Raw genomic sequence first — 25817 nt, forward strand, 5'->3', positions numbered from 1 at the left:
GGGGGCGGGAGGGTCCTCAATGGACCAGGGACACCGCGGTGTCCACGGCGGCGGCGACGTCGTCGTCCGGCGGGTAGAGGAGGGTGCGGCCGACGACCAGGCCGCGCACGGACGGCAGCGCGAGGGCGTCGCGCCAGGCGGCGTAGGTCTCCTCGGGCCGGCGGGAGGGGTCCCCGCCGAGCAGCAGCGTGGGCAGGGTCGTGGCGTCCATGACCCGCTCCATCTCCGCGACGACCGGCAGCTTCATCCAGGTGTAGGCGGACGTCGCCCCCAGGCCCTGGGTGATGTGCACCGACTTGATGACCGCGTCCGGGCTCAGGTCGTTGGTGACCCGGCCGTCGACCCGCCGGGACAGGAACGGCTCGAGCATCGCCACGACGCCGGCCCGGGCCAGGTCGGTGACCGCGCGTCCGGCGGTCTCGAGCATCTGCACCGTGCCGGGGTCGTCGAGGTCGATCCGGTTGAGCATCTTGGCGGCGTCGAAGCGGGCCTCGACCACGCCGGCGACGTCGTAGCCGGTCATCCGGTCGTCGAGCTCGAAGCTGGCGCCGGCCAGGCCGCCGCGGTTCATCGAGGCCACGACGACCTTGTCCTCGAGCGCGCCGAGCAGCAGCAGGTCCTCGGCGATGTCGGCGGTGGCCAGCAGGCCGTCCACGCCCGGGCGGGCCAGCGCGGTGCGCAGCCGGTCGAGCATCTCGGTGCGGCTGTTCATCGCCGTCGGCCGCCCCTGGGCCGACAGCGCGCCGCGCGCCGGGTGGTCGGCGGCGACCAGCATGAGCCGGCCGTCCTCGGGCAGGAAGGCCGGCCGCCGGCGGCGGGCGACCAGCGCCCGGCGGATGGCCTGCGGGTCCCGGCTGCGGAGCTCGGTGACCTCGGCGTAGGTGGTGCACACCGGGCGGGGACCGCGGGTGTCGGGAGCGGGGGCCTCGGTGGGGGACAGGGCGGTGTCAGACACGGGTGCCCTCCAGGGACGCGGTGACGTGCTGCTCGATCTCGGTGGTGGTGGGCATCGCGGTGGAGCACTCCAGCCGGGAGGCGACGATCGCGCCGGCGGCGTTGGCGTTGCGCAGCACCTGCTCCAGGGGGAGCCCGGCGAGCAGGCCGTGGGCCAGCGAGCCGCCGAAGGCGTCGCCGGCGCCGAGGCCGTTGACCACCTCGACCGGGGTGGGCGGGACGACGACCCGCTCGGTGCGGGTCTTGCCGAGGACGCCACGCGGGCCCTGCTTGACGATGGCGAGCTCCACGCCGGCGTCGAGCAGCGCGTCGGCCGCCCGGTCGGGCTCGGTCTCGCCGACGGCGACCTCGCACTCCTCGCGGTTGCCGACGGCGACGGTCACGTGGGGGAGGGCCGCCCGCACCTGGGCGGTGGCCTCCTCCCGCGAGGCCCAGAACACGGGCCGGTAGTCGAGGTCGAGCACGGTGTGCCGGCGGCGTCCCCGGGCCTCCCACGCCGCGTGGTGCGCCGACCGGCTGGGCTCCTCCGACAGGCCGGTGACCGTCGCCCAGAACAGCGTGGCGTCGCGGATGGCCTCGAGGTCGAGGTCCTCCGGGCGGATCTGCAGGTCCGGGGCGGTGGGCCGCCGGTAGAAGTACAGCGGGAAGTCGTCGGGCGGGAAGATCTCGCAGAAGGTGACCGGCGTGGGGTGCTCCGGGTCGACCACGACGAACCGGTCGTCGACGCCGAGGTCGCGCAGCGCCCGGCGGACGAAGCGGCCGAACGGGTCGTCGCCCACCCCGGTCACCAGGGCGCTGGAGTGGCCGAGCCGGGCCGCGGCGACCGCGACGTTGGCCGCGCTGCCCCCGAGGAACTTCCCGAACGTCTCGACGTCCTCCAGCCCGACGCCGACCTGCAGCGGGTAGACATCCACCCCGCTACGGCCCATCACCACCATCTCCAGGGTGTCTGCCACGGTGCTCCGTCCCCCTGCTCGTCGTCTGGCTGCCCCTGGGACTGTGCTCCGCGACACAGCAACGTGTCAAGACTTTGTAAGGACATAAAGCCAACAGAACGTCCGGTCGTCGATCGCCCCCCGGAGAGGTGAGGACAACAGGACGTGCAGAGGTGCGATCATCGGTCCGCGGAGCTGCCGAGCCGGCGACCCAGCCTGTGGCACCGCACCGGAGGAGGACCCCGTGCTGATGATCGACCTGGACCGATCCAGTCCCACGCCGCTGTACTTCCAGCTGGCCCAGGCCATCGAGGGCGCCATCGCCGGGGGCGACCTGCCGGCCGGCTCCCGCCTGGAGAACGAGATCCTGCTGGCCCAGCGCTACGGGTTGTCGCGGCCGACCGTGCGGCGGGCGGTGCAGGAGCTGGTCGACAAGGGGCTCGTGGTCCGCAAGCGCGGGGTGGGCACCCAGGTGATCCAGCCTCACGTGCGCCGCTCCGTGGAGCTGACCAGCCTCTACGACGACCTCTCCCGGTCCGGGGAGGCGCCGACCACCGAAGTGCTGTCCCTGGAGCGGATCGAGGCCCCGGCCGACGTGGCCGAGGAGCTCGACGTGGCCGAGGGCGACGAGATCGTCGTGGTGCGGCGGCTGCGCCGCTCGCGCGGGGAGCCGCTGGCGCTGCTCACCAACCACCTCCCGGGCCGGTTCGAGCCGACCGTCGAGGAGCTGACCGAGCGCGGGCTCTACCAGTACCTGCGGGCCCAGGGCGTGCACCTGCGGGTGGCCCACCAGCGCATCGGCGCGCGGCTGGCCCGGGCCGAGGAGGCCCGGCTGCTCGAGGAGCCGCCGCGTTCGGCGCTGCTGACCATGCAGCGCACCGCCTTCGACGACCAGGGCGTGCCCGTCGAGTACGGCCGGCACGTCTACCGCGCCTCGCGCTACGACTTCGAGACCACGCTCGTCGGCCGCTGACGCGACCCAGCCCGTGCGGCGGGCGTTTCGGCACGACCTGCGCCCCGATGGAGCAGGCGGATGCCGTGGTGACGGCCACATCTGCCGACTCGTGGTGGGGACACTCACAGCGGAGCGGCGAGAATTGCCAAGGCATCCGGCCGACCATGGGAGAGGAGACACCCGCCGACCCCACGGAGACCGTCATGCAGGGCACCGCCTTCGCCATCACCGCCACCACCCCGGACCTCGGGTTCCTGGCCTCGCTGCGCCGCCGCCGGGACGAGCGGCGCGCCCGCCGCGCCCTGGAGCGCGAGCTCGCCGACTACGCCACCGCCAGCGACCGGGACGACCTCGCCGCCCTGATCGCGGGCCGCGGGGACGCCGACGGCGCCACCGCCGACGTCCTCGTCCGCCAGGCCCGGCGCGACCTCTTCCGCGCCTCCTGAACCCCGGCCCCTCCCGGGGGCCCTCGTTCAGCTGAAGGGGTTCTCGCCGGCCTCGATGCGGGCGGCGAACTCACGCAGCGCCGCCGCGTCGGGGGTCCCGCCCGCCTCCCGGATCGCGGCGTCCAGCGCGGCGAGGACCTCGTCCGCCCCCCGGCCGGCCATCGCGTCGCCGATGTCGGCCAGCGCGGGCGCCACCCGCTCGCTGACCAGCTCCCTGCGCCGGGGCACCGGCGGCTGCAGGTGGTGGAGCAGCTCCTCCTGGAGGCCGGGCCTCGCTCGACGCGTCACGTCCGGTCTCCTCGACACGCAGGGGGAGCCCGCCCGGTGGGGCACGGGCGGGCCCCCGTCAGTCCACACCGGTCCGACCGGCGCGGGCAACCCCGCGCCCGCTCGTCCGGACCCCCGCGACGCCGCCGGGTCGGCCGGTGAGGGAAGCCCGTCCGTGCGCCGGCGCCCGTCGACCACCGACCGGTCCGGCCTCCGGGACGGCGAGCCGGGAACGCCCGCCGGCGGAGCACCGTCGCCCGTTATCCCCAACTTAGGAGTCCGCCTCGCCGGATCCGGAAGAACCGCAGCGGAGCAGGGGAGGGTCAGCCCGGCGCTAGTCGGGCGCACTCCGGGCAGGGCGACGCCGAGCCCAGACCGCGCCGCCCCGCCCAGCTGCCCTGGACGACGGCGACCGGGGTCCCGCAGACGGCCACCCACGGCGGTGGCCCGTCGGCGGCCTCCCGGGGGACGGCGTGGGCGAGCTCCCTGCCCTGGTCCCGGCCGGCCGCGTGCTGGGGGCTCGTCATGCGACCAGCATGGGCGCCGACCCGGAACGCGGTCGACGGGGGCCGGGGCGCGCGCCAGGCTGCCGTCCGTGGAGCACCGCATCCCCGTGGCGCCGGGCGTCGAACTGTGGGCCGAGGAGCGCGGCGACCCGGCCGCTCCGCCGCTGCTGCTGGTGATGGGCGCCAACGCCAGCGGCCTGGTCTGGCCCGAGGCGCTGGTCGACCGCCTGGCGCGGCAGCACCGGGTGGTCCGGTACGACCACCGCGACACCGGTCGCTCCACCCGCGCGTACGCGGTCGCGCCGTACGCGGTCCGGGACCTCGCCACCGACGCCGTCCGCCTGCTCGACGGGCTCGGCATCGACCGGGCGCACGTCGTCGGCATGTCGATGGGCGGCACGCTCGTGCAGCTGCTGCTGCTGGACCACCCCGACCGGCTGAGGAGCGCCACCGTCCTCGCCACGTCCGCGCTCGGCAGCGGACTGGCCGACGTGGCGGGGGACAGCGACCTGCCCGGCCCCGCTCCGCACGTCCTCGGGTACTGGGCCTCCATGGGGGAGGAGCGCGACCCCGAGGCCGAGCTCGCCTGGCGGGTGGAGCACTGGCGGCTGCTCAACGGGGACGGCGTCCCCTTCGACCCCGCCGAGTTCCGCGCGCTCGAGGAGCGCGTGGTCGCGCACAGCGGCAGCGCCCGCAGCCCCGTCGCGCACGCCCTCGCCGACCCGGCCGGCATCGACCGCGGGGCCGAGCTGGCCGCCGTCCGGGTGCCCACCCTGGTCGTCGAGGCGCCCGAGGACCCGGTCAACCCGCCGCCGCACGCCGCCCACCTGGCCGCGGTCATCGGCTCGGCGCGCCTGGTGACGATCCCCGGCATGGGCCACGCGCTGCCCGCCGCGGTGGTGGAGCCGCTGGCCGACGCGATCGCCGCCCACACCGCCGCCGTCGACGCCGAGGACGGGCCGCGACTCCCTTGATCGGCCCCGTCCCCGGGAGCAGGCTGTGAGCCACACCACACACGAACGGGACAGCCGCCAGGAGGTCGTCGTGGAAGCACGCGTCGGGGACCGGATCGTCGTCCACTCCACCCACCAGGGAGAGCCCGAGCGCACCGGCAGGGTGCTCGAGGTCCGGGGGGAGGGGGGAGGGCCGCCCTACGTCGTCCGGTGGGACCCCGACGGGCACACCGGCGTCTTCTACCCGGCGGGCACCTGCGCCGTCGTCCCCGAGCCGGCGAACGGCTGAGCGGCGTGGCCAAGGAGACCGTCGCCGCACCCGGCCCGCGGCCGGCCGACAAGGTCCGGAACGTGGCCCTGGTGGGCCACGCGGCCGCGGGCAAGACCACCCTCGCCGAGGCGCTGCTGGTCGCCAGCGGCGCGCTGACCCGTGCCGGCCGGGTCGAGGACGGCACCACCTGCCTCGACAGCGAGGAGGTGGAGGTCCGCCAGCAGCGCTCGGTGTCGCTCGGCGTGGCCACCGTCGAGCACGACGGGCACCGCATCACCCTGCTGGACACCCCCGGCTCCCCGGACTTCGTCGGGGAGCTGCGGGCCGGGCTGCGCGCGGCCGACGCCGCGCTGTTCGTCGTCTCCGCGGTGAACGGCGTCGACGCGGGCACCGTGCAGCTGTGGGAGGAGTGCGCGGCGGTCGGCATGCCGCGCGCGGTGGTCATCACCCAGCTGGACCGTGCCCGGGCCGACGTCGAGGAGACCGTCCGGCTGTGCCAGACGATGCTCGGCGCGGGGGTCTACCCGGTCCACCTCGTCGACCGCGGCCCGGACGGCAGCGTCACCGGGGTGGTCAACCTGCTGCAGCCCGGTGCCGACGCCCCGGACGCCGACCGCCTGCGCAGCGAGCTGATCGAGGGCATCATCGGCGAGAGCGAGGACGAGGCGCTGATGGAGCGCTACCTCGCCGGCGACGAGCTGGTCCAGGGCGACCTGATGAACGACCTGGAGACCGCAGTCGCGCGCGGCCACTTCCACCCCGTTCTCTGCGCGGCCCCGCTGCAGGGCATCGGCATGGACTCGCTGCTCTACCTGCTGGTCAACGGCTTCCCGTGCCCGATGGAGCACGGCTGCCCACCGGTGACCCGCCCCGACGGCTCGCCGGCGCCCCCGCTGTCCTGCGACCCCGACGGCCCGCTGGTCGCCGAGGTGGTCAAGACGACGACCGACCCCTACCTCGGCCGGGTCTCCCTGGTCCGCGTCTTCTCCGGCACCCTGCGCCCGGACACCGCGGTGCACGTCTCCGGGCACGGCATGGCCGACCGCGGACACCCCGACCACGACGTCGACGAGCGGATCGGCGCGGTGAGCTCGCCGCTGGGCGCGAGCCTCCGTCCGGTCGCCGCCTGCCCGGCCGGCGACATCTGCGCCGTCGCCCGGCTCACCGCGGCCGAGACCGGGGACACCCTCTCCTCGCCCGAGGACCCGCGGCTGGTCCCCGCGTGGGACCTGCCCACGCCCCAGCTGCCGGTCGCCGTCGAGGCGGCGTCCCGGGCCGACGAGGACCGGCTGGCCACCGCCCTGGCCCGGCTGGTCGCCGAGGACCCGACGGTCCGCCTCGAGCGCCGTCCCGACACCGGGCAGCTGCTGCTGTGGTGCGTCGGGGAGGCGCACGCGGAGGTGCTGCTGGAGCGGCTGCGCACCCGGCACGGCGTCGCGGTGAACACCGTCCCGGTGCGGGTGCCCATGGTGGAGACCCTGGCCGGGTCGGCGCGGGTCACCGGCCGGCTGGTCAAGCAGTCCGGCGGGCACGGCCAGTACGCCATCGTGGTCGTCGAGGCCGAGCCGGCCGAGCCGGGCACCGGCATCGTGTTCGAGCAGCGCATCGTCGGCGGCACGGTGCCCAGCCAGTACCACGGCAGCGTGGAGAAGGGCGTCCGCGCGCAGGCGGAGAAGGGGGTCAACGGCGACCGGCCGATCGTCGACGCCCGCTTCACCCTCGTCGACGGCAAGGCGCACTCCGTGGACTCCTCGGACGCGGCGTTCCAGGCCGCCGGTGCGCTCGCCGTCCGCGAGGCCGCGGGCGCCGCGGGCACCCGGGTGCTCGAGCCGTGGTGCGAGGTGGAGGTCGTGGTGCCGGGGGAGTACGTCGGTGCGGTCATGAGCGACCTGTCCGGACGGCGGGCGCGGGTCACCGGCAGCGACGCCGACCCCGAGCGCGACCGGACGACGGTGCGCGCCGAGATCCCCGAGGTCGAGCTGCTCGGCTACGCGGGGGCGCTGCGCTCGGTGTCCCACGGCACCGGCAGCTTCGCCCGCCGTCCGCTGGGGTACGAGCCGGCGCCCGCGTCGCTCACCGCCGTGCCCGCCTGAAGGAGGACCCCCCTGCCCCCCACCGTGGACGGACCCCGTCCTCCCCACCCTCAGCAGGTTCGGGGCGGGGCCGGGGCGGGGCCGTGCAGGGGGGCCGTTCCAGCACCTCGCCAGGACCCGGGGCGGGGCCGCGGGGGAGTGTCGGCCCGCGGGAGTGTCGCAGCGGGACACTAGCCTCGGGGGCCGGTGTCCAGCGGGTGCGGAGGTGTCGTGACGTCGTCGAACGGGCCGTCGGCCGCCGCCTCGGCCCGGACGGGGGCGAGCGTGCCGGCCCTGCCCGACCGCAACGTGCTGCCCGACCGGGTGTGGACGGTGCCCAACGCGCTGTCGGTGCTGCGGCTGCTCGGCGTCCCGCTGTTCCTCTGGCTGCTGCTGGGGCCGCACGCCGACGGCTGGGCCGTGGTCGTGCTCATGGTCTCCGGCGCCACCGACTGGCTCGACGGCAAACTGGCCCGCTCCCTCGGGCAGTCCAGCCGGCTGGGCGCGCTGCTCGACCCGGCCGCCGACCGGCTCTACATCGTCGCCACGCTGGTCGCCTTCGTGCTGCGCGACGTCGTCCCGCTGTGGGTGGTCGCCGTCCTGGTCGGCCGCGAGCTGGTGCTGGGGCTGGCGCTGCTGCTGCTGCGCGCCCACGGCTACCCGCCGCTGCAGGTGCACTACCTGGGCAAGGCGGCCACCTTCATCCTGCTCTACGCCTTCCCGCTGCTGCTGCTCGCCGACGGCGAGGGCCCGGTCGCGGCCGTGCTCCAGCCGGTCGCCTGGGCGCTGACCGTGTGGGGCGGTGCGCTGTACGTGCTGGCCGGCGTCTTCTACGTCGTCCAGGTGGCCGGGCTGGTCCGCGCCGAGCGGGCGGCCCCATGACGACGGCGCAGCGCGGCGGCGGGCCGCGCTCGCTGGGCGCCTCGCTGCTCGACCAGGTGCTGGCCGAGACCCTGGACCCCGCCTACGCGCGGGCCGCGCGGGCCCGCGAGGCCCACGCCCAGGGGGAAGAGCCCCCGCCGTCCCGGCGGCGCCGCGGGCAGCTCGCCGTCGCCCTCGTGCTGGCCCTCGCCGGGCTGCTGGCCGCGGTCACCTACGACCAGGCCGCCGCCGGCGCGCAGGGCCGCGAGGAGGTGCGCTCGGCGCTGGTCTCCGAGATCGAGGGGGAGTCCGAGACCACCGACCGGCTCGCCGCCGACCTCGAGTCGCTGCGCGTCGACGTCGCCGCCGCCCGGGACGACGCGCTGGCCGCCACCGCCGTCGGGCAGCGCGTCCGCGACCGGGTCCAGGACGCCGAGCTGGCCGCCGGGGCGCTGCCGGTCAGCGGCCCCGGCCTGCGGGTCACCCTCGCCGACGCCGGGCCCGACGCCGACGAGGACCCGGTCGGCGGGACGACGGAGGCCGACCCCCGCGGTCAGGTGCGCGACGGCGACCTGCAACTGGTGGTCAACGCGCTGTGGGCGTCCGGCGCCGAGGCGGTCGGCATCAACGGCCAGCGGCTGGGCCCGACGACGGCGATCCGCTTCGCCGGCGAGGCGGTCCTGGTCGACTTCCGGCCGGTCACCAACCCCTACCTGGTCAGCGCCGTCGGCGACCCCGCGACCCTGCGCAGCCGGTTCCTGGCCAGCCCCGAGGTCAACGCCCTGGCCGTCATCTCCGAGACCTACGGTCTGCGCTTCGAGTTCGCCCAGGAGGACGAGCTGTCCCTTCCCGCCGGGAGCCCGCCCGAGCTCCGTTCCGCCGTCCCGGTGTCCGAGGTGCCGCCCGCCGTGCCCACCGGCGACGCGGCGCCCGAGCCCACGCCGGGGGGCTGACCGTGATCCCGATCCTCGGCCTGGCCGTCGGCATCGTGCTCGGCCTGGTGTTCGACCCCACCGTGCCGCTGTGGCTGCAGCCCTACCTGCCGATCGCCGTGGTCGCCGCCCTCGACGCGGTCTTCGGGGGCTTCCGCGCCCGCCTCGACGGGATCTTCGACGCCAAGGTGTTCGTCATCTCGTTCGTGTCCAACGTCGTGGTCGCCGCGCTCGTGGTGTTCCTCGGCGACCAGCTCGGCGTGGGCGCGCAGCTGTCCACCGCGGTGGTCGTCGTCCTCGGCATCCGCATCTTCGGCAACGCCGCGGCCATCCGCCGGCACGTGTTCCGGGCATGAGCGACCAGCCGCGCCCCGAGCCCGACCGGCGGCCGGAGGACGACGTCCACCCCGGGGACGACGCCCCCGACCTCGACGCGCCCGACCTCGACGCCGACCCGGACGCCCCCGAGCAGGACGCCCCCGCGTCCGCCGCGGACGCCGGCGACCGGCCCGTGCCGCCCCCGGAGCCCCCCGCGGAGCCGGCGCAGCAGCGCCCCGGGAGGCCGCGGCGCCGGCGGGACCCGCTGGCCGCGGCGCTCATCGGGGTCCTCACCCTGCTGCTCGGCTTCGCCTTCGCCGTCCAGGTGCGCACCACGGGGACGGGGGAGGACTACTCGACCCTCCGCGAGGAGGACCTCGTCCGCATCCTCGACGACCTCGACGCCCGCGAGGACCGGCTGCGCGAGCAGATCGCCGACCAGCGCACGGCGCTGCGGGAGCTCACCAACGACGACAGCCAGTCCGCGGCCGCCCTGCAGGAGGCCCAGGAGCGCGCCGAGGCCCTCGGCATCCTCAACGGCACCGTCGCCGCCCAGGGCCCGGGACTGGTCATGACCATCCGGGACCCCGAGGGCCGGGTGCGGGTCGCCGACCTGCTCGACGCCGTCCAGGAGCTGCGCGGCGCCGGCGCGGAGACGATGCAGATCGGCGGCGTCCGCGTCGGGGTGTCGACGGCGGTCACCGGCGAGCCCGGGGCGCTGCGGATCGACGGCGTCGAGGTCGACAGCCCCTACGAGATCCGGGTCATCGGGTCCGCGCAGGACCTGCAGACGGCGATGAACATCCCCGGCGGCGTCGTCGACCGGGTCGGCCGGCAGGGCGGCAGCGTCGACATCGAGCAGTCCGAGACCGTCGTCGTGGACGCGTTGCGGCAGCTCGACCGCCCTCAATACGCTCGACCCGACACCGACGACGGCGGATGACGCCGCGCCGCCCGCACCACCGCACCCGACCTCACCGACGAGGAGCCGCTGCATGACCACGCCCGACGACCGCCGCTACACCGAGCAGCACGAGTGGGCGCTGCTGCAGCCGGGTGGGGGCGAGGGCGCCGTCGTGCGGGTCGGCATCACCGACCACGCCCAGGACGCCCTGGGGGACATCGTCTTCGTGCAGCTGCCCGAGGTCGGCGCCGAGGTCGCGCCCGGCGCCCCCATGGGCGAGGTGGAGTCGACCAAGTCGGTCTCCGACGTCTACGCGCCGGTCACCGGCGTCGTGACCGCGGTCAACGAGGCCCTCACCAACGCCCCCGAGACCATCAACGCCGACCCCTACGGAGCCGGCTGGCTGGTCGAGATCAGCGTCACGGGGGACGGCGGCGACCCCACCGCGGACCTGATGGACGCCGCCGCCTACCAGGCGCTGGTCGAGGCGAGCTGACCGGCGCTCCGGGCCCGCGGCAGCGGTCCCCCCGGCCCCGGCGGCGATCACTATGCTGCCGATCGGGGCGCCGCGGAGGCCGCTGAGCGACCGCTGAGCCTCACCCTGTACGTTCGGTTGACCCTCGGGTCGGCCGCTGGTTCCATGACCCACGGCCCGCCGTGCTCGACGCGGCGACCGACCCGCGACGGGCTGTCCGGCCCGTCGTCCGCCGGCCGCCCGCGGCCAGACCCCAGGTCCGCGGCGGTGCCACCCCTGCACCGGAGGAGACAGACGTGCACTGCACTCGTTGTGGCCACAACAACCCCGAGGGCAGTCGCTTCTGCGCGCAGTGCGGCGCGGCGCTGTCCCAGGAGCGGATCGGCGAGTCCACCAGCGTCATCCCCAAGGTGGGTGGCGAGGACTCCGCGGAGACCCCCGAGGTCACCGAGGCCGACGCCCACGCCGGCGCGGTCGAGTCGCTGCCCGCGGGCTCGGCGCTGCTGGTCGTCAAGCGCGGCCCGAACGCCGGCAGCCGCTTCCTGCTCGACCAGGACGTCACCACCGCCGGCCGGCACCCCGACAGCGACATCTTCCTCGACGACGTCACCGTCAGCCGCCGGCACGTGGAGTTCCACCGCGAGGGCGGCGGCTTCTCCGTGCACGACGTCGGCAGCCTCAACGGCACCTACGTCAACCGTGAGCCGGTCGACGTCGCGACGCTGGCCGGGGGCGACGAGGTGCAGATCGGCAAGTTCCGCCTCGTCTACCTGACCGGTCCGCGCACGGGCGAGCCCGCCGGCGCGTGACCGGGCTCGCGAGGTCGCGCGTGGGCACGGCACCACCGGGCAGGAGCGAGACGAGCGCCGGCGAGGAGCGCTCGTGACCCGGCGCGCAGCCACGGGGACGGGGACGGGGACGGTGCCGACGGCACGGACGGCGGCGTGAACGCGGTGCCCTCGCGTGCCGACGCATCCGGGGAGCCCGACGGCCCGCACACGCCGCGCCTCACCATCGGCGAGGTGCTGACCGTGCTCCGCGAGGACTTCCCCGACGTCACGATCAGCAAGATCCGCTACCTCGAGTCCGAGGACCTGGTGCACCCGCAGCGCACGCCGTCGGGCTACCGGAAGTTCTCCTCGGCCGACGTGGCCCGGCTGCGGTACGTGCTGGCCGCCCAGCGCGACCAGTACCTGCCGCTGCGGGTCATCAAGGAGCACCTCGCGGCGCTCGACCGGGGCGAGCCGCTGCCCGGCAGCGCGCCGCCGGCCGCGCCGCCGCCGGAGGAGGAGGCCGACACCAGCAGCCTGACCAGCGAGCAGTTCGCGCGGGCGTCCGGCCTGGAGGCCGGGCAGCTGGCCGACTGCGTGCAGTTCGGGCTGCTGACCCCCGACGCCGACGGCCGGCACCCGGCGACCGACCTGCCGATCGCGCGGGCGGCGGCGGGGCTGGCCCGGCACGGCATCGAGCCGCGGCACCTGCGCGTCTACCAGAACGGCGCCGAGCGGGAGGCCGGGCTGGTCGAGCAGCTGGTCGCGCCGGTGCTGCGGGCGCGCTCCGAGGAGGCCCGGAACCGGGCCACCGAGAAGCTGCGGGAGCTGGCCGCCCTCTCCGCGCAGCTGCACGGTGCGCTGCTGGAGGCGCGCCTGCGGGATCTCCTGCGCCCCTGACTCGGGCGTACCGTGGTCGGGGTCGGGACCCGAGTCCACGGCCCCGGCGCCGCACCTCGTCCACCAGCCGCCCGTAACGATCCACCGCCCGTCCTCGGGCCGCAGCTGAGGGAGCCCCACCGTGCAGGAACTCAGAGTCGTCGGTGTCCGGGTCGAGCTGCCCGGGAACCAGCCGATCCTGCTGCTCAAGGAGACGCAGGGCGAGCGGTACCTGCCCATCTGGATCGGTGCGGTCGAGGCGGCGGCGATCGCCTTCGAGCAGCAGGGTGTGCGCCCGGCCCGGCCGATGACGCACGACCTGCTCAAGGACGTCGTCCGCGCGCTGGGTGCGACGCTCGAGGCGGTCAACATCACCGAGATGCGCGACGGCATCTACATCGCCGAGCTGGTCTTCGGCGACGACCGGGTGGTCAGCGCCCGCCCGTCGGACGCCGTCGCCCTCGCCGTCCGCACCGGCGCCCCGATCTACGGCGCCGAGGACCTGCTCGACGAGGTCGGGATCGAGATCCCCGACGAGCAGGAGGACGAGGTCGAGAAGTTCCGCGAGTTCCTCGACCAGATCTCCCCGGAGGACTTCGGCGCCGGCTCCGGTTCGGGCGGCAGCGGCCCCGCCTGAAGAGGGACCACCCTTCCCCCCACGCCTCGCCGCAGGGCCCCGCCCTCCCCGGCCTTCGCGGGCTCGGGCCGGGACCCGGGACGGGGCCGGCGGGACCCTGGAGGGCGGCCGTTCCAGTACGTCACCACGCTCGGGTGGGCCGTCGGCACCGGGGTGCGTGGGACGGCTGTGACGGCCGGGGCACGTGCGGTGAGTTCCCACGGTCGGAGGCGTGCTCCGGGTCAAGGAACGGCCCCGGTGCGCCGATACCCCTCCGATGGGTGAGTGCCGCGACACGCCGCCCTCCTCAGTTGACCCGCCCCAGGGCCCGGCTTACGGTCGGCGAACAACAGCGGTGTGACACCGGCAACCCGACGCGGCAGCCGATTGCAGCGACCCGAGTGACGGTCAGCACCGCGGGGGACCGCGGCGTCAGCTGCGGGAGCAGAGGAGGACGCTGACGTGAGCGACCAGAGCAAGGGCTCCCAGGGTCAGCTCTTCAGCGACGCTGCCGTGGGCGCGCCGTCCTACGAGGAGGTCGACAGCGACCTCCTCGGGTACCGCGGCCCGACGGCGTGTGCCGCTGCCGGCATCACCTACAGGCAGCTCGACTACTGGGCCCGCACCGGCCTGGTCGCCCCGTCGGTGCGCAGCGCCACCGGCTCGGGCACCCAGCGGCTGTACTCCTTCCGCGACATCCTGGTGCTCAAGGTCGTCAAGCGGCTGCTGGACACCGGCGTCTCGCTGCAGAACATCCGCAAGGCCGTCGACCACCTGCGCAACCGCGGCATCAAGGACCTCGCCAACGTCACGCTGTTCTCCGACGGCGCCACGGTCTACGAGTGCACCTCCGCCGAGGAGGTCGTCGACCTGCTCGCCGGCGGCCAGGGCGTCTTCGGCATCGCCGTCTCCGGCGCGCTGCGCGAGCTCTCCGGCGAGCTGGCCGAGCTGCCGGCCGAGCGCATCGACGGCGCTCCGCTGCACGCCGCGGACGACGAGCTCGCCGCCCGCCGCCGCCGCCGCGCCGCGGTGTAGGAGCGAGCAGCCCCCGCGCACCTCCGGGCGACACCGGTGGTGCCGCCCGGACGCGGTGACCCGGGCGGGTGGGGGCGGCGATCTCGCTGCCTCCTCTCCCGCTGGTAGCGTCGTGGTAATGGCGGACCGTGCCCCTGAGCCCCTGCCCGCACTCGCCGCGCTGGACCCCGCCGGGTCCTTCGCCGCCCGGCACATCGGCCCGCGCCCCGACGAGACGCAGGCGATGCTCGCTGCTGTCGGTCACCTGACGCTGGAGTCCCTCGTCGACGCCTGCGTGCCCGAGGGGGTCCGCGACCGGACGCCGCTGGACCTGCCGCCGGCCGCCGACGAGGCGACCGTGCTGCGGCTGCTGCGCGAACGCGCCGAGGCCAACGAGGTCCACACCTCGATGATCGGGCTGGGCTACTCCGGCACGGTCACCCCGGCGGTCATCCAGCGGACCATCCTGGAGAACCCTGCCTGGTACACCGCCTACACCCCCTACCAGCCCGAGATCAGCCAGGGCCGCCTCGAGGCGCTGATCAACTTCCAGACGGTGGTCGCCGACCTCACCGGCCTGCCGGTCGCCGGTGCCTCCATGCTCGACGAGGCGACCGCCGCCGCCGAGGCGATGACCCTCGTCCGCCGCGCCGGCCGCGCGAAGGCCGACGCGGTGTTCGTCGTCGACGAGGACACCCTGCCGCAGACCCTGGCCGTCCTGCGCACCCGCGCCGAGCCGCTGGGCATCCACCTGCACGTCGCCGACCTCTCCGCCGGCTGGCCCACCGACCTGCCCGGGGCCGGGGCGTTCGGCGTGCTGCTGTCCTACCCGGGGGCCAGCGGCGCCGTCCGCGACCACCGGGCGCTGGCCGCGGCAGCGCACGAGGCCGGCGCCGCGGTCGTCGTCGCCGCCGACCTGCTGGCGCTGACGCTGCTGGAGGCGCCGGGGGAGTGGGGCGCCGACGTCGCCTGCGGCAGCTCGCAGCGCTTCGGCGTCCCCATGGGGTACGGCGGGCCGCACGCCGGCTACCTCTCCGTGCGCGAGGGCCTGGCCCGGCAGCTGCCCGGCCGGCTGGTCGGCGTCTCGGTCGACGCCGACGGCGACGTCGCCTACCGGCTGGCGCTGCAGACCCGCGAGCAGCACATCCGCCGGGAGAAGGCCACCAGCAACATCTGTACCGCGCAGGTGCTGCTCGCCGTCATGGCCGGCGCCTACGCCGTCTACCACGGCGCCGAGGGCCTGACCGCGATCGCCGCCCGCGTGCACCGCAGCGCGCAGACCCTGGCCGGCTGGCTGCGCGCCGGGGGCGTGGACGTCGTCCACGACCGCTTCTTCGACACCGTGCACGCCCGGGTGCCCGGCCGGGCCGCCGAGGTCGTCGCCGCCGCGGCCGAGCAGCGGATCAACCTGCGGCTGGTGGACGCCGACACCGTCGGCGTCGCCTGCGACGAGACGACCACCGTGGAGATCCTGCGCGCGGTCGCCGGGGCCTTCGGGGTGCCGGCGGACGGCACCGACGAGGGCAGGGCGGTGCTCGCCGACGGCGGTGCCGACGCGCTGCCGGCCGAGCTGCGCCGCCGCACCCCGTTCCTCACCCACCCGGTCTTCTCCGCGCACCGCTCGGAGACCGCGCTGCTGCGCTACCTGCGCTCGCTGGCGGACAAGGACCTCGCGCTGGACCGCACGATGATCCCCCTGGGGTCCTGCACGATGAAGCTGAACTCCGCGGTGGAGATGGCCGCGATCACCTGGCCGGAGTTCGCCCAGCTGCACCCGTTCGCGCCGGCCGAGCAGGCCCGCGGCTACCGGCAGCTGATCGACGAGCTGTGCACCGCGCTGGCCGAGGTCACCGGCTACGCCGCGGTCAGCGTGCAGCCCAACGCCGGCTCCCAGGGCGAGTTCGCCGGGCTGCTGGCCATCCGCGGCTACCACCGCTCCCGCGGCGAGGCGCACCGCGACGTCTGCCTCATCCCGTCGTCGGCGCACGGCACCAACGCCGCCAGCGCCGTCATGGCCGGCATGCGGGTCGTCGTCGTGGCCTGCGACGAGGCCGGGAACGTCGACGTCGCGGACCTGCACGCCAAGGTCGACCAGCACGCCGAGCGGCTGGCCGCGATCATGATCACCTACCCGTCGACGCACGGGGTCTTCGAGGCCGACATCCAGGAGATCTGCGGCGCGGTGCACGACGCCGGCGGGCAGGTCTACGTCGACGGCGCCAACCTCAACGCGATGGTCGGCCTGGCCAAGCCCGGCCGGTTCGGCTCCGACGTCAGCCACCTCAACCTGCACAAGACCTTCTGCATCCCGCACGGCGGCGGCGGCCCCGGCGTCGGGCCGATCGGCGTCCGGGAGCACCTGGTGCCCTTCCTGCCCGGCCACCCGCTGGTCGACACGGGCACCCACGGCCCGGCGGTCTCGGCCGCGCCGTGGGGGTCGGCCGGCATCCTGCCGATCTCCTGGGCGTACCTGCGGCTGATGGGCCCCGACGGGCTGCTGCGGGCCACCGAGCACGCCATCCTGGCCGCCAACTACGTCGCCGCGCGGCTGAGGGAGCACTACCCGGTGCTCTACACCGGCGCCGACGGGCTGGTCGCGCACGAGTGCATCCTCGACATCCGGCCCCTGACCAAGGCCACCGGCATCACCAACGACGACATCGCCAAGCGGCTGATCGACTTCGGCTTCCACGCCCCGACGATGAGCTTCCCGGTCGCCGGCACGCTGATGGTCGAGCCCACCGAGAGCGAGGACAAGGGCGAGCTCGACCGCTTCGTCGACGCGATGGTCGCCATCCGCGCCGAGATCGAGAAGGTCGCCACCGGCGAGTGCGACCGCACCGACAACCCGCTGCGCAACGCCCCGCACACCCTCGCGATGGTGGCGGGGGAGTGGGCGCGGCCGTACCCGCGGGAGACCGCCGTCTACCCGGTGCCGGAGCTGCGCGGCCGCGGCTACCTCGCGCCGGTGCGGCGGATCGACCAGGCCTACGGCGACCGCAACCTGGTCTGCTCCTGCCCCTCGCCGGAGGCCTTCGCCGAGCCCGAGCCGGCGCCGGGGCCGGCGGCCCGCGTCCCCGACCGCAGCCAGGGCGCGCCGGACGACCTGGGGACGGCGGCCGACGCCGTGCCCGCCGGCGCCCAGGCCTGACGACGGCCGTCCCGCGGGGGAGCGCAGCGCGTCCGGCGAGCGAGGAGCGAACCGGAGCGGCGTCGGGCGCGTGGGCGGGTCCTGACGGTCCCGCGCCGCGGTGCCGGTCGACGGCCGGTACCGCGGCCCTCCCGCGCGCCGCGCGCCGCCGTTATCCCCAACTGGCGCGTCGATGACGGCGGCGCGGGGGACGAGCGGTCGCGGGGGAGGGGAGCTGTCGTCCGCCGGGGCCGTACCGGCGTCCCCCCGGGGGCGGCCCGCTGGTCGCGGGCGACCAGGGGCCGGCGCTCGAGCCGGGCGCCCCGAACGCGCCGGGGCCCGGGCGACGCGGGCGGCTGACGCCGCAGCAGCGAGGACGCGGCGGCGGCTGCCGAGTTGATCACGGAGTCGCCGCCGCCCACCCGCGGCGACGCACCGCGGCGGGCGACACCAAGCCGGAGATCACGGACGGGGGGCGGTTCACTCCTACGCCGTTATCCCCAACAAGGCCGGTCGCATGTCGAGAGGGCGGACAGAGCGGTCGAGAGGGAGGGGCCTGCGTCAGATCTTGCGCAGCAGGACGCGGCGGACCTCGTGGTCGGCGGCCTTCTGCAGCACCAGCCGGGCGCGCGAGCGGGTCGGCACGATGTTGTCGCGCAGGTTGGGGCCGTTGACCGCCGCCCAGATGCCCAGGGCGGTCTCGCGGGCCTGCTCGTCGGTCAGGCCGGCGAACCGGTGGAAGTAGGCACCGGTGTCGGCGAACGCCGTCCGCCGCAGCGCGAGGAAGCGCTCGACGTACCAGCGCTGGATGTCGGGCTCCGCGGCGTCGACGTAGACGGAGTAGTCGAAGAAGTCCGAGAGGAAGACCTCGGGCGCCCGGCCGTCGGCCCGGCGGCCCGCCTGCAGCACGTTGAGCCCCTCCAGCACCAGGATGTCGGGCCCGTCGACGACCTGCCGGCCATCGGGGACGACGTCGTAGGCCTGGTGGTCGTACAGCGGGGCGCTGACCTGCCCCCGGCCGGACTTCACCTCGGCCAGGAAGCGCAGCAGCGCCCGCCGGTCGTAGCTCTCCGGAAAGCCCTTGCGGCCGAGCAGCCCGCGCGCCTCCAGCTCGGCGTTGGGCAGGAGGAACCCGTCGGTGGTCACCAGGTCGACCCGCGGGTTGCCGGGTCCGGCCGCCAGCAGGGTCTGCAGCAGCCGGGAGGTGGTGCTCTTGCCGACGGCGACGCTGCCGGCCACCGCGATGACGTAGGGCACCTTGGCCGTCGAGTCGCCCAGGAACTCGCTGCGGGCCGCCCACAGCCGCCTGCTGGCCTCCACGTGCAGCCGCAGCAGCCCGGCCAGCGGCAGGTAGACCGTCGCGACCTCGTCGAGGTCGATCCGGTCGCCGAGGCTGGCCAGCGACTCCAGCTGCGTCGCGTCGAGCGGCAGTGAGCTGCCCGCCGCGAGCGCACGCCACGAGTCGCGGTCGAACACCGCGTAGGGCGACACCTGGGGTCGTGCCGCTGCTGTCACGCCGCCCATCCCACTGCTGTCACGGACTCCATCGTGCCGTCCGGCCTATCCGGCTCACCCGCCCGGGTGGGGGAGGGCCGTCCGGCCGGCGATCGAGCGGACGTCGTCGCGCCGCCCGTCTAGGGTGCCCGTGTGTCCCTGCCCCCGGGCCTGCTCGAGCGCGTCGAGCAGTACTTCGCCGCGGCGCCGCTGCCGGACGCGCGCATCCACCCCGCCGGCGGTCTCGACGTGCCGATCGGCAGCCCCACCTGGCCGTACCCGGCGCGGCCTCGTCCTGGCGAGCCGGTGGGCGTCGAGGACGTCCGGGCCGCCGTGGCGCTCCAGGAGGCCGCCGGTCTGCCGGTGGCGGTCGAGTGGATCTGCGAGGACGCGCCCACCGTCGAGGCCGCCGTCCGGGCCGTGGGGCTGACCGTGGGCTCCTCGCCGCTGCTGGTCGCCGCGGACCCGGTGGAGCTGGTCCTGCCCTCCGGGGTGCGGCTCTACCTGGTCGGCGCCGACGACCCCGAGCTGCCGCGCTACGAGCAGCTGACCTCGATCGCCTTCGCCCACCCGGGGCCGCGCTCGGAGGCCGGTGGGACCTCGGTCGGCGTGGCCGTCGGCTCGCCCCGCACCGCGGTGCTGCGCGAGCGGATCGCGACCGGTCGCACGGTCATGATGGTCGCGGTGGAGGACGGCGAGCCGGTCGCGGTCGGCACCCACCACCCGGTCGTCGTGGACGGCGTCGAGGTGACCGAGATCGTCGGCGTCGCCACGCTCCCGCGGCTGCGGGGCCGTGGCCTCGGCGCGGGGCTGGCCTCGGCGCTGACCGCGCACGCGCGGGAGACCGCCGAGCTGGTGTTCCTGGTCGCCGGCGACGACGACGTGGCACGGGTCTACGAGCGGACCGGCTTCGCGCGCCTGGCCACCGTGGGCGTGGCCGACCTCTCCGACGCGGGCTGAGCCGCCCTCAGGAGGTCGGCGGGACCGGGACCGCAGCCGCGGCGGAGTCCAGCGCCGCCCTGGCCCGGTCCCAGCCCACCGACGAGGGCACCTCGCTGAGCAGCACGACGACCCGTCCGCCGACCACGCCCACCGAGTGCAGGTGGCGCTGGCCCCCGAGGCAGCACATCCAGCCCTGCTTCACCGCGGCGCCGGGCAGGGTGCCGAAGACGCCGAACTCCTGGTCGAAGCCGTCGGAGGCGATCGGGGTGGCCGTGCGCATCCACCCCATCAGCGCCGCGGCATCGTCGGGGTGCGCGATCACCGGCAGCCGGGTGAGGAAGCGGGCCAGGTCGTCGGCGGTGGTGGTCGTCTCGCCCCACTGACCCCACCTCCGCGGTGGTGCGGTGTCGGTCAGCCCGTAGCGGACGGCGACGTCGCGGACGGCCTGCGCGCCGTTGAAGCGGACCCAGAGGTCCGACGCGGCGGGATCGTCGGAGCGGCGGATCATGACCTCGAGCTCCGCGCGGTCGGCGGGGGTCAGGGTGACCGCGCCGGTGCGGGCGCGGTGCAGCACGTCCGCGGCGATGAACAGCTTGACCAGCGAGGCGGTGGGGAAGGGGCGGTCGGCCAGCTCGTTGCCCGCCGTCCGCGCCAGCACCCGTGCGGTGCGGGCCTCGGCGGCGCGGATGGAGACGTCCGTCTGGCGTTCCTCCTGGTCGGCGACGACGACGGCGAAGGTCCCGAGGTCGCCGTGGGCGGCGGTCACCGCCGGGACGATGTCGGCGGGTGCGACGTCCTCCTCCGCGGGTGCGACGTCCTCCTCCGCGGGTGGGATGGTCTCCGCGGGTGGGATGGTCTCCGCGGGTGGGATGGTCTCCGCGGGTGGGATGGTCTCCGCGGGCGCGACGTCGCCCTGCGCGGGTGGGATGGTCTCCGCGGGTGGGATGGTCTCCGCGGGCGCGACGTCGCCCTGCGCGGGTGGGACGGTCTCCGCGGGCGGGACGGTCTCCGCGGGCGCCGCGTCGTCCTCCGTCGCCGTGGCCCACCGGGGCACGGCGACCCCGGTGAAGACGAGGGCGAGCAGCACGACGGCGACCACGGCCGACGGCGTGCTGCAGCGGGCACGCCGCGGCCTGCTCCCCTGAGCCGCAGCCGTCGCCATGACCCCATCGTGCCGGGCTCAGGGAGCGGGTAGGAGAACTCTCAAGCACTTGCCGTGTGTTCGGAGCGCTGCGCGTCCGGCCGGTCGCGGTGCGGTACGAGACGGGGCCGTTCAGTCCTGTTCGTAGGTGCCGACGAGCACGGCGCGGGCCAGGGTGTGGCTGAACAGGGTGAAGCCGAGGAACGCGGGAGAGGCGTCCGGCGGCACGTCGAGCCGCTCGACGTCCACGGCGTGCACCGTGACGAAGTAGCGGTGCGGCCCGTGCCCGGCCGGGGGAGCGGCGCCGACGAAACCGGGGAAGCCGGCGTCGTTGCGCAGCTGGACCGCGCTCTCCGGCAGCCCGGAGCCCTGCCGGTCGCCGGCGCCGCTGGGCAGCTCGGTGACCGAGACCGGGATGTCGGCCACCACCCAGTGCCAGAAGCCGCTGCCGGTGGGGGCGTCGGGGTCCAGGACGGTGATGGCGAAGCTCTTGGTCCCCTCGGGGAAACCCGACCAGGACAGCTGCGGCGAGCGGTCCTCACCGCCGGCACCCATCACCCCGCTGACCTGGGCCCGGCCCAGCGGCGCGCCGTCGGTGACGTCGGTGCTGGTGACCTCGAAGCTCGGCACCTGCGGCAGGAAGTCGTAGGGACTGGGCGGCGTCGGGCGTTCGGCCATGGACGGGCTCCTCGGCTCTCGGGCGGACGGCGGGGACGGATGCCCCCGCGCCGACCCTAGGAGGCCCCCGTCCTCCCCGCCCTCCGCAGGCTCGGGACGGGGGCCACCCCGGGCCGGTGAACAGTGCGTTTCCCGGCGCGGCGCGGGCCCGCGGAGGCCGGTAGCGTCGTGGAGTGCTCGGTCTCCCCGGCTCGATCCGTGCCTGCCTGTTCGACCTCGACGGCGTCCTCACCCGGACCGCGACGGTCCACATGGCCGCGTGGAAGCGGACGTTCGACGAGTTCCTGCGGGCCCGTGACCCCGGGGCGCCCGAGTTCACCCAGGAGGACTACAACCGCTACGTGGACGGCAAGCCGCGTCTCGACGGGGTGCGCGACTTCCTCGCCAGCCGCGGCATCACGCTGCCCGAGGGGACGCCCGACGACCCGCCGGACGCCGCGACGGTGCACGGGGTGGGCCTGCGCAAGAACCAGCTGGTGCACGCCGAGCTCGCCGAGCACGGCGTCGAGGTCTACCCCGGCTCGATCCGCTACCTGGCGGCCGCCAAGGAGGCGGGGCTCGCCACCGCGGTGGTCACCGCCTCGCGCAACGGCCGGCAGGTGATCGAGGCCGGCGGCTTCGCCGACCTCATCGACACCCGGGTGGACGGCGAGGTCGCGGCGGCGCAGGGGCTGCGTGGCAAGCCCGCCCCGGACACCTTCCTGGCCGGCGCCCGCGCGCTGGGGGTGCCGGCGGCCGAGGCCGTCGTCTTCGAGGACGCGCTGGCCGGCGTGGCCGCCGGACGGGCGGGCTCCTTCGGCTACGTCGTGGGCGTCGACCGGGTCGGTCAGGCCGACGGGTTGAAGGCCGCGGGTGCGGACGTCGTCGTCCAGGACCTGGCCGAGTTGCTCGAGGGGAGCACACCGTGACTGAGGGTCGGCCGCACTTCCCCATCGAGCCCTGGGCGCTGAGCGAGACGGGCCTGGACCACGCCTCGCTCGCCGTCCACGAGTCGGTGTTCGCACTGTCCAACGGGCACATCGGCATGCGCGGCTCGTTCGAGGAGGGCGAGCCGGTCGTCGTCCCCGGGACGTACCTCAACGGCTTCTTCGAGGAGCGACCGCTGCCCTACGCGGAGGTCGGGTACGGCTTCCCCGAGCAGGGGCAGACGGTCGTCAACGTGACCGACGGCAAGCTGATCCGGCTGCTGGTCGGCGACACCCCGCTGGACCTGGCCTACGGCGAGATCATCGAGCACCGGCGCACGCTGGACCTGCGCCGCGGCGTGCTGCGCCGCAGCACCGAGTGGCGCTCCCCGAACGGCCGCGTGGTGACCGTGACCAGCACCCGGCTGGTCTCGCTGCGCCGCCGCTCGATCGCCGCCATCGAGTACACCGTCGAGTGCACCGACGGGCAGGGCGACCTCTACATCGCCCTGCAGTCGGACCTGCTGGCCAACGAGCCGGTCGACAGCGGCTCGGAGGCCGACGACCCGCGCGCGGCCGCCGCGCTGGCCCGCCCGCTGCTCAACGAGATGGCCGTGGCCCGCGGCCAGCGGGCGGTGCTGGTGCACCGCACCCAGCGCAGCCGGCTGCGGATGGCCGCCGGCATGGACCACGTGGTCGAGGTGCCCGACACCTCCACGGTCGACATCGAGGCGGGGGAGGACCTCGCCCGCTTCACCCTCGCCGCCCGGCTGCCCCAGGGCTCGTCGGTGAAGCTGGTCAAGTACCTCTCCTACGGCTGGTCCTCCCGGCGCTCGGCGGCCGCGCTGCGCGACCAGGTCGAGGGCGCGCTGGCCACCGCCAAGCTGGCCGGCTTCGAGCGGTTGCTGCGCGAGCAGCGCGAGGTGCTCGACGAGCACTGGCAGCACGCCGACGTCGAGATCGAGGGGGACGACGAGCTGCAGCAGGCGGTGCGGGTCGGCGTCTTCCACCTGCTCCAGGCCGGCCTGCGCGCCGAGCGCCAGCCCATCCCGGCCAAGGGCCTGACCGGCCCCGGCTACGACGGGCACACCTTCTGGGACACCGAGACCTACGTGCTGCCGGTGCTCACCTACATCGCCCCCGGGGCCGCCCGCGACGCGCTGCGCTGGCGGCACTCGACCCTCGAGCTGGCCCGGGAGCGGGCCCGGGTGCTCGGCCTGAACGGCGCGGCCTTCCCCTGGCGGACCATCCGCGGCGAGGAGACGTCGGGCTACTGGCCGGCGGGGACGGCGGCCTTCCACATCAACGCCGACATCGCCGACGCCGTCGTCCGCTACCACAACGCCACCGAGGACGAGGAGTTCGACCGCGACCACGGCGCCGAGCTGCTCATCGAGACCGCCCGGCTGTGGGCCTCGCTGGGCCACTTCGACGACGAGCACGGCTTCCGGATCGACGGGGTCACCGGTCCGGACGAGTACACCGCCGTCGTGGACAACAACGTCTACACGAACCTCATGGCGCAGCGGAACCTGCGCGAGGCGATCGCGGCGGTGAAGCGCCAGCCCGACGTGGCCGGCCGGCTGGGCGTCACGGCGGAGGAGACCGACTGCTGGGACCGGGCGGCCGCCCTCATGGCGGTGCCCTACGACACCCGGCGCGGGGTGCACATGCAGTCCGACGCCTTCACCCACCACGAGGAGTGGGACTTCGCGGCCACCCCGCCGAACCGCTACCCGCTGCTCATGCACTACCCGTACTTCGACATCTACCGCAAGCAGGTGGTCAAGCAGGCCGACCTGGTGATGGCGCTGCACCTGCGGGGGGACGCCTTCACCCCGGAGGAGAAGGCCGCCGACTTCGCCTACTACGAGGCGCGGACGGTGCGCGACTCGTCCCTGTCGGCCACCCAGCAGGCCGTGGTCGCCGCCGAGACCGGCCACCTGGCGCTGGCCTACGACTACTGGGGCGAGGCCACCCTGACCGACCTGCAGAACCTGCACGGCAACTCCGGGCACGGCCTGCACATCGCCTCGCTGGCCGGCGGCTGGACGGTGGCCGTCGCGGGGTTCGGCGGGATGCGGGACCACGACGGGCGGCTGACGTTCGCCCCGCGGCTGCCCGACCGGATCACCCGGCTGCGCTTCCGGCTCAACTACCAGGGCCGACTGCTGGTGGTCACCGTGACCCCGACCGAGGCCACCTACCGGCTCCTCGACGGCGACCCGCTGGACGTGCACCACCACGGGCGGCGGCTGACCGTCACCGAGGACGAGGTCAACGCCGAGATCCCGCTCCCGCCGGAGGTCGCGCCGGTGTCCCAGCCCTACGGCGTGGCCCCCCGGCGGCGCGGCCGACGCTGACGAAGGGCCCCGTCCTCCTCGTCCCTCGCAGGCTCGGGACGAGCCCCTGGACGGGGCCGACGGGGGCTCCCGTCAGCCCAGGAGCCACCAGCCGCCGAGCAGCAGCGCGCCGACGTCGACCAGCAGGAAGAACCCGACCCACAGCACCGCGGGCAGGCGGGTGAGACGCGCCAGCTGGTCGGCGTCGGAGTCCGGCGCGGCGCGGCGGCGCCGGGCCCGCTGCAGCTCGAGCACGGTCTTCGGCGCGGCCAGCAGCAGGAACCACGTGCCGGCAGCGGCGAAGGCAGCCTGCCCCGACGGCGGGAGCCACCCGGTGACGGCCAGGACGACGGCCCCGGTGGCCAGCACCGCCCACAGCCCGTACCAGTTGCGGATCTGCACCAGCAGCAGCGCCAGCAGGCCCAGCAGCGCCCACAGCAGCCCGACCGCGTGGCCGGCGGCCAGCAGTGCTGCCGCTCCCAGCCCGAACAGCGCCGGGCCGGTGTAGCCCGCCGCGCAGGTGAGCACCATGCCCGGCCCGGTCGGCCGGCCCGCCGACACGGTCAGCCCCGAGGTGTCCGAGTGCAGCCGGATGCCGGACAGCCGTCGTCCTGCGGCCAGGGCGACCAGCCCGTGCGCGCCCTCGTGGGCGATGGTCACGACCGTCCGGGCCGGCCGCCACAGGGCAGGCGCGAGGACGACGGCGCCGGCCGCCACGAGCGCGCCCACGAGGACCGCCGTCGGCAGCTGGGGCAGGGGAGTGCTCACGCGGACCCAGAACCCCTCGACGACGTCCACGCGGGGGAGTCAACCGCACCCGGCTGTGAACGCCGTGCGCCCGGCGACGGTCCCGCCGGGCGGCGCGTCCGTCGATGCCGACGGCGGCGCGGGAGACGTCCGCACGGCGGAACCCCGTCCTGTACCGTTATCCCCAACTAACTGACGGCTCGAACCACCTGGAGTGCGATCAGTTGGGGCGACCTCGAAGAGCGGACCACCGAGTCCTCGGTTAGCGTCTCCCGGCCCGGTGGCAGGAGGACAGTGATGACCGAGCACG

General features: G+C 75.4%; 26 protein-coding genes. 18 read left to right on the plus strand and 8 right to left on the minus strand.

The window, feature by feature from the left end; translation table 11 throughout:
- Nucleotides 1–16: 16 nt before the first annotated feature.
- The gene (locus BLS21_RS04120) at nt 17–955 is read right to left on the minus strand and encodes a class I fructose-bisphosphate aldolase (protein ID WP_217635974.1); all 939 of its coding nucleotides are present in this window, start codon (nt 953–955) and stop codon (nt 17–19) included.
- Nucleotides 948–1910 (minus strand): 5-dehydro-2-deoxygluconokinase, encoded by a 963-nt coding sequence (gene iolC / locus BLS21_RS04125; RefSeq protein ID WP_217635975.1) that lies wholly within the window; start codon nt 1908–1910, stop codon nt 948–950. The genes BLS21_RS04120 and iolC overlap by 8 nt, the downstream gene beginning before the upstream one ends.
- A 229-nt stretch (nt 1911–2139) precedes the next feature.
- Here iolC and BLS21_RS04130 point away from each other — a divergent pair, with 229 nt between their 5' ends.
- Nucleotides 2140–2862, plus strand: coding sequence for a GntR family transcriptional regulator (locus BLS21_RS04130; protein WP_281241909.1), 723 nt, complete (start codon nt 2140–2142; stop codon nt 2860–2862).
- Between the two features lie 146 nt (nt 2863–3008).
- A complete protein-coding gene (locus BLS21_RS04135; RefSeq protein ID WP_091214210.1) occupies nt 3009–3290 on the plus strand; it encodes a hypothetical protein in 282 nt (93 codons plus the stop codon).
- Between the two features lie 27 nt (nt 3291–3317).
- Here the strand turns inward: BLS21_RS04135 and BLS21_RS04140 are convergent, their stop codons facing one another.
- Together BLS21_RS04140 and BLS21_RS04145 are read right to left on the minus strand one after the other, a co-directional pair.
- A complete protein-coding gene (locus tag BLS21_RS04140) occupies nt 3318–3578 on the minus strand; it encodes a hypothetical protein (RefSeq protein ID WP_091214213.1) in 261 nt (86 codons plus the stop codon).
- Nucleotides 3579–3880: 302 nt separating this feature from the next.
- A complete protein-coding gene (locus tag BLS21_RS04145) occupies nt 3881–4084 on the minus strand; it encodes a hypothetical protein (protein WP_091214215.1) in 204 nt (67 codons plus the stop codon).
- A gap of 68 nt (nt 4085–4152) precedes the next feature.
- Here BLS21_RS04145 and BLS21_RS04150 point away from each other — a divergent pair, with 68 nt between their 5' ends.
- The 13 genes from BLS21_RS04150 to gcvP all read left to right on the plus strand — a co-directional run bounded on the left by BLS21_RS04150 (nt 4153) and on the right by gcvP (nt 17279).
- Nucleotides 4153–5037, plus strand: coding sequence for an alpha/beta fold hydrolase (locus BLS21_RS04150; RefSeq protein ID WP_091214218.1), 885 nt, complete (start codon nt 4153–4155; stop codon nt 5035–5037).
- Between the two features lie 70 nt (nt 5038–5107).
- Nucleotides 5108–5305 (plus strand): DUF1918 domain-containing protein, encoded by a 198-nt coding sequence (locus BLS21_RS04155; RefSeq protein ID WP_091214221.1) that lies wholly within the window; start codon nt 5108–5110, stop codon nt 5303–5305.
- Nucleotides 5306–5310: 5 nt separating this feature from the next.
- Complete coding sequence (locus BLS21_RS04160) at nt 5311–7380, plus strand: elongation factor G-like protein EF-G2 (RefSeq protein WP_091214224.1); 2070 nt, start codon at nt 5311–5313, stop codon at nt 7378–7380.
- 210 nt (nt 7381–7590) lie between these two features.
- Nucleotides 7591–8241 carry a cardiolipin synthase ClsA gene (gene clsA, locus BLS21_RS04165; protein WP_091214225.1) on the plus strand — a complete coding sequence of 217 codons (651 nt, stop codon included), beginning with the start codon at nt 7591–7593 and terminating at the stop codon, nt 8239–8241.
- Nucleotides 8238–9173: a DUF881 domain-containing protein gene (locus BLS21_RS04170; RefSeq protein WP_091214228.1), complete on the plus strand. Its 936-nt coding sequence runs from the start codon at nt 8238–8240 to the stop codon at nt 9171–9173. Before clsA ends, BLS21_RS04170 begins: the two co-directional genes overlap by 4 nt.
- Before the next feature lie 2 nt (nt 9174–9175).
- On the plus strand, nt 9176–9508 hold the full coding sequence (locus tag BLS21_RS04175; protein WP_091214231.1) for a small basic family protein: 333 nt from the start codon (nt 9176–9178) through the stop codon (nt 9506–9508).
- Complete coding sequence (locus BLS21_RS04180) at nt 9505–10413, plus strand: DUF881 domain-containing protein (RefSeq protein ID WP_091214234.1); 909 nt, start codon at nt 9505–9507, stop codon at nt 10411–10413. The genes BLS21_RS04175 and BLS21_RS04180 overlap by 4 nt, the downstream gene beginning before the upstream one ends.
- Nucleotides 10414–10465: 52 nt before the next feature.
- Complete coding sequence (gene gcvH / locus BLS21_RS04185; protein WP_091214236.1) at nt 10466–10870, plus strand: glycine cleavage system protein GcvH; 405 nt, start codon at nt 10466–10468, stop codon at nt 10868–10870.
- Between the two features lie 275 nt (nt 10871–11145).
- Nucleotides 11146–11658: an oxoglutarate dehydrogenase inhibitor Odhl gene (gene odhI / locus BLS21_RS04190; RefSeq protein ID WP_012948792.1), complete on the plus strand. Its 513-nt coding sequence runs from the start codon at nt 11146–11148 to the stop codon at nt 11656–11658.
- Between the two features lie 135 nt (nt 11659–11793).
- A complete protein-coding gene (ftsR, locus tag BLS21_RS04195) occupies nt 11794–12519 on the plus strand; it encodes a transcriptional regulator FtsR (RefSeq protein WP_245700044.1) in 726 nt (241 codons plus the stop codon).
- Between the two features lie 121 nt (nt 12520–12640).
- The gene (locus BLS21_RS04200; protein WP_091214238.1) at nt 12641–13135 is read left to right on the plus strand and encodes a bifunctional nuclease family protein; all 495 of its coding nucleotides are present in this window, start codon (nt 12641–12643) and stop codon (nt 13133–13135) included.
- 441 nt (nt 13136–13576) lie between these two features.
- Nucleotides 13577–14149: a MerR family transcriptional regulator gene (locus tag BLS21_RS04205; RefSeq protein WP_091214241.1), complete on the plus strand. Its 573-nt coding sequence runs from the start codon at nt 13577–13579 to the stop codon at nt 14147–14149.
- A gap of 118 nt (nt 14150–14267) precedes the next feature.
- A complete protein-coding gene (gcvP, locus tag BLS21_RS04210) occupies nt 14268–17279 on the plus strand; it encodes an aminomethyl-transferring glycine dehydrogenase (RefSeq protein ID WP_091214243.1) in 3012 nt (1003 codons plus the stop codon).
- 540 nt (nt 17280–17819) lie between these two features.
- On the opposite strand, the gene coaA is transcribed toward gcvP, so the two are convergent.
- Nucleotides 17820–18782, minus strand: coding sequence for a type I pantothenate kinase (gene coaA, locus BLS21_RS04215; RefSeq protein WP_091214246.1), 963 nt, complete (start codon nt 18780–18782; stop codon nt 17820–17822).
- Between the two features lie 123 nt (nt 18783–18905).
- Between coaA and BLS21_RS04220 the strand changes: the two genes are divergently transcribed.
- Nucleotides 18906–19712, plus strand: coding sequence for a GNAT family N-acetyltransferase (locus BLS21_RS04220; protein ID WP_091214248.1), 807 nt, complete (start codon nt 18906–18908; stop codon nt 19710–19712).
- Between the two features lie 7 nt (nt 19713–19719).
- Here the strand turns inward: BLS21_RS04220 and BLS21_RS04225 are convergent, their stop codons facing one another.
- Nucleotides 19720–20856, minus strand: a complete 1137-nt coding sequence (locus tag BLS21_RS04225; protein WP_175479410.1) for a serine hydrolase — start codon at nt 20854–20856, stop codon at nt 19720–19722.
- A gap of 111 nt (nt 20857–20967) precedes the next feature.
- A complete protein-coding gene (locus BLS21_RS04230) occupies nt 20968–21513 on the minus strand; it encodes a YbhB/YbcL family Raf kinase inhibitor-like protein (RefSeq protein ID WP_091214251.1) in 546 nt (181 codons plus the stop codon).
- Nucleotides 21514–21686: 173 nt separating this feature from the next.
- Between BLS21_RS04230 and BLS21_RS04235 the strand changes: the two genes are divergently transcribed.
- Both BLS21_RS04235 and BLS21_RS04240 read left to right on the plus strand, forming a co-directional pair.
- On the plus strand, nt 21687–22421 hold the full coding sequence (locus tag BLS21_RS04235; RefSeq protein WP_091214253.1) for an HAD family hydrolase: 735 nt from the start codon (nt 21687–21689) through the stop codon (nt 22419–22421).
- Nucleotides 22418–24781, plus strand: coding sequence for a glycoside hydrolase family 65 protein (locus BLS21_RS04240; protein WP_091214256.1), 2364 nt, complete (start codon nt 22418–22420; stop codon nt 24779–24781). Before BLS21_RS04235 ends, BLS21_RS04240 begins: the two co-directional genes overlap by 4 nt.
- A gap of 72 nt (nt 24782–24853) precedes the next feature.
- Here the strand turns inward: BLS21_RS04240 and BLS21_RS04245 are convergent, their stop codons facing one another.
- Nucleotides 24854–25558, minus strand: a complete 705-nt coding sequence (locus tag BLS21_RS04245; protein ID WP_091214259.1) for a M50 family metallopeptidase — start codon at nt 25556–25558, stop codon at nt 24854–24856.
- Between the last annotated feature and the right edge of the window lie 259 nt (nt 25559–25817).

The sequence above is a fragment of the Geodermatophilus siccatus genome (assembly GCF_900103785.1).
GTDB classification, from domain to species: Bacteria; Actinomycetota; Actinomycetes; order Mycobacteriales; family Geodermatophilaceae; genus Geodermatophilus; species Geodermatophilus siccatus.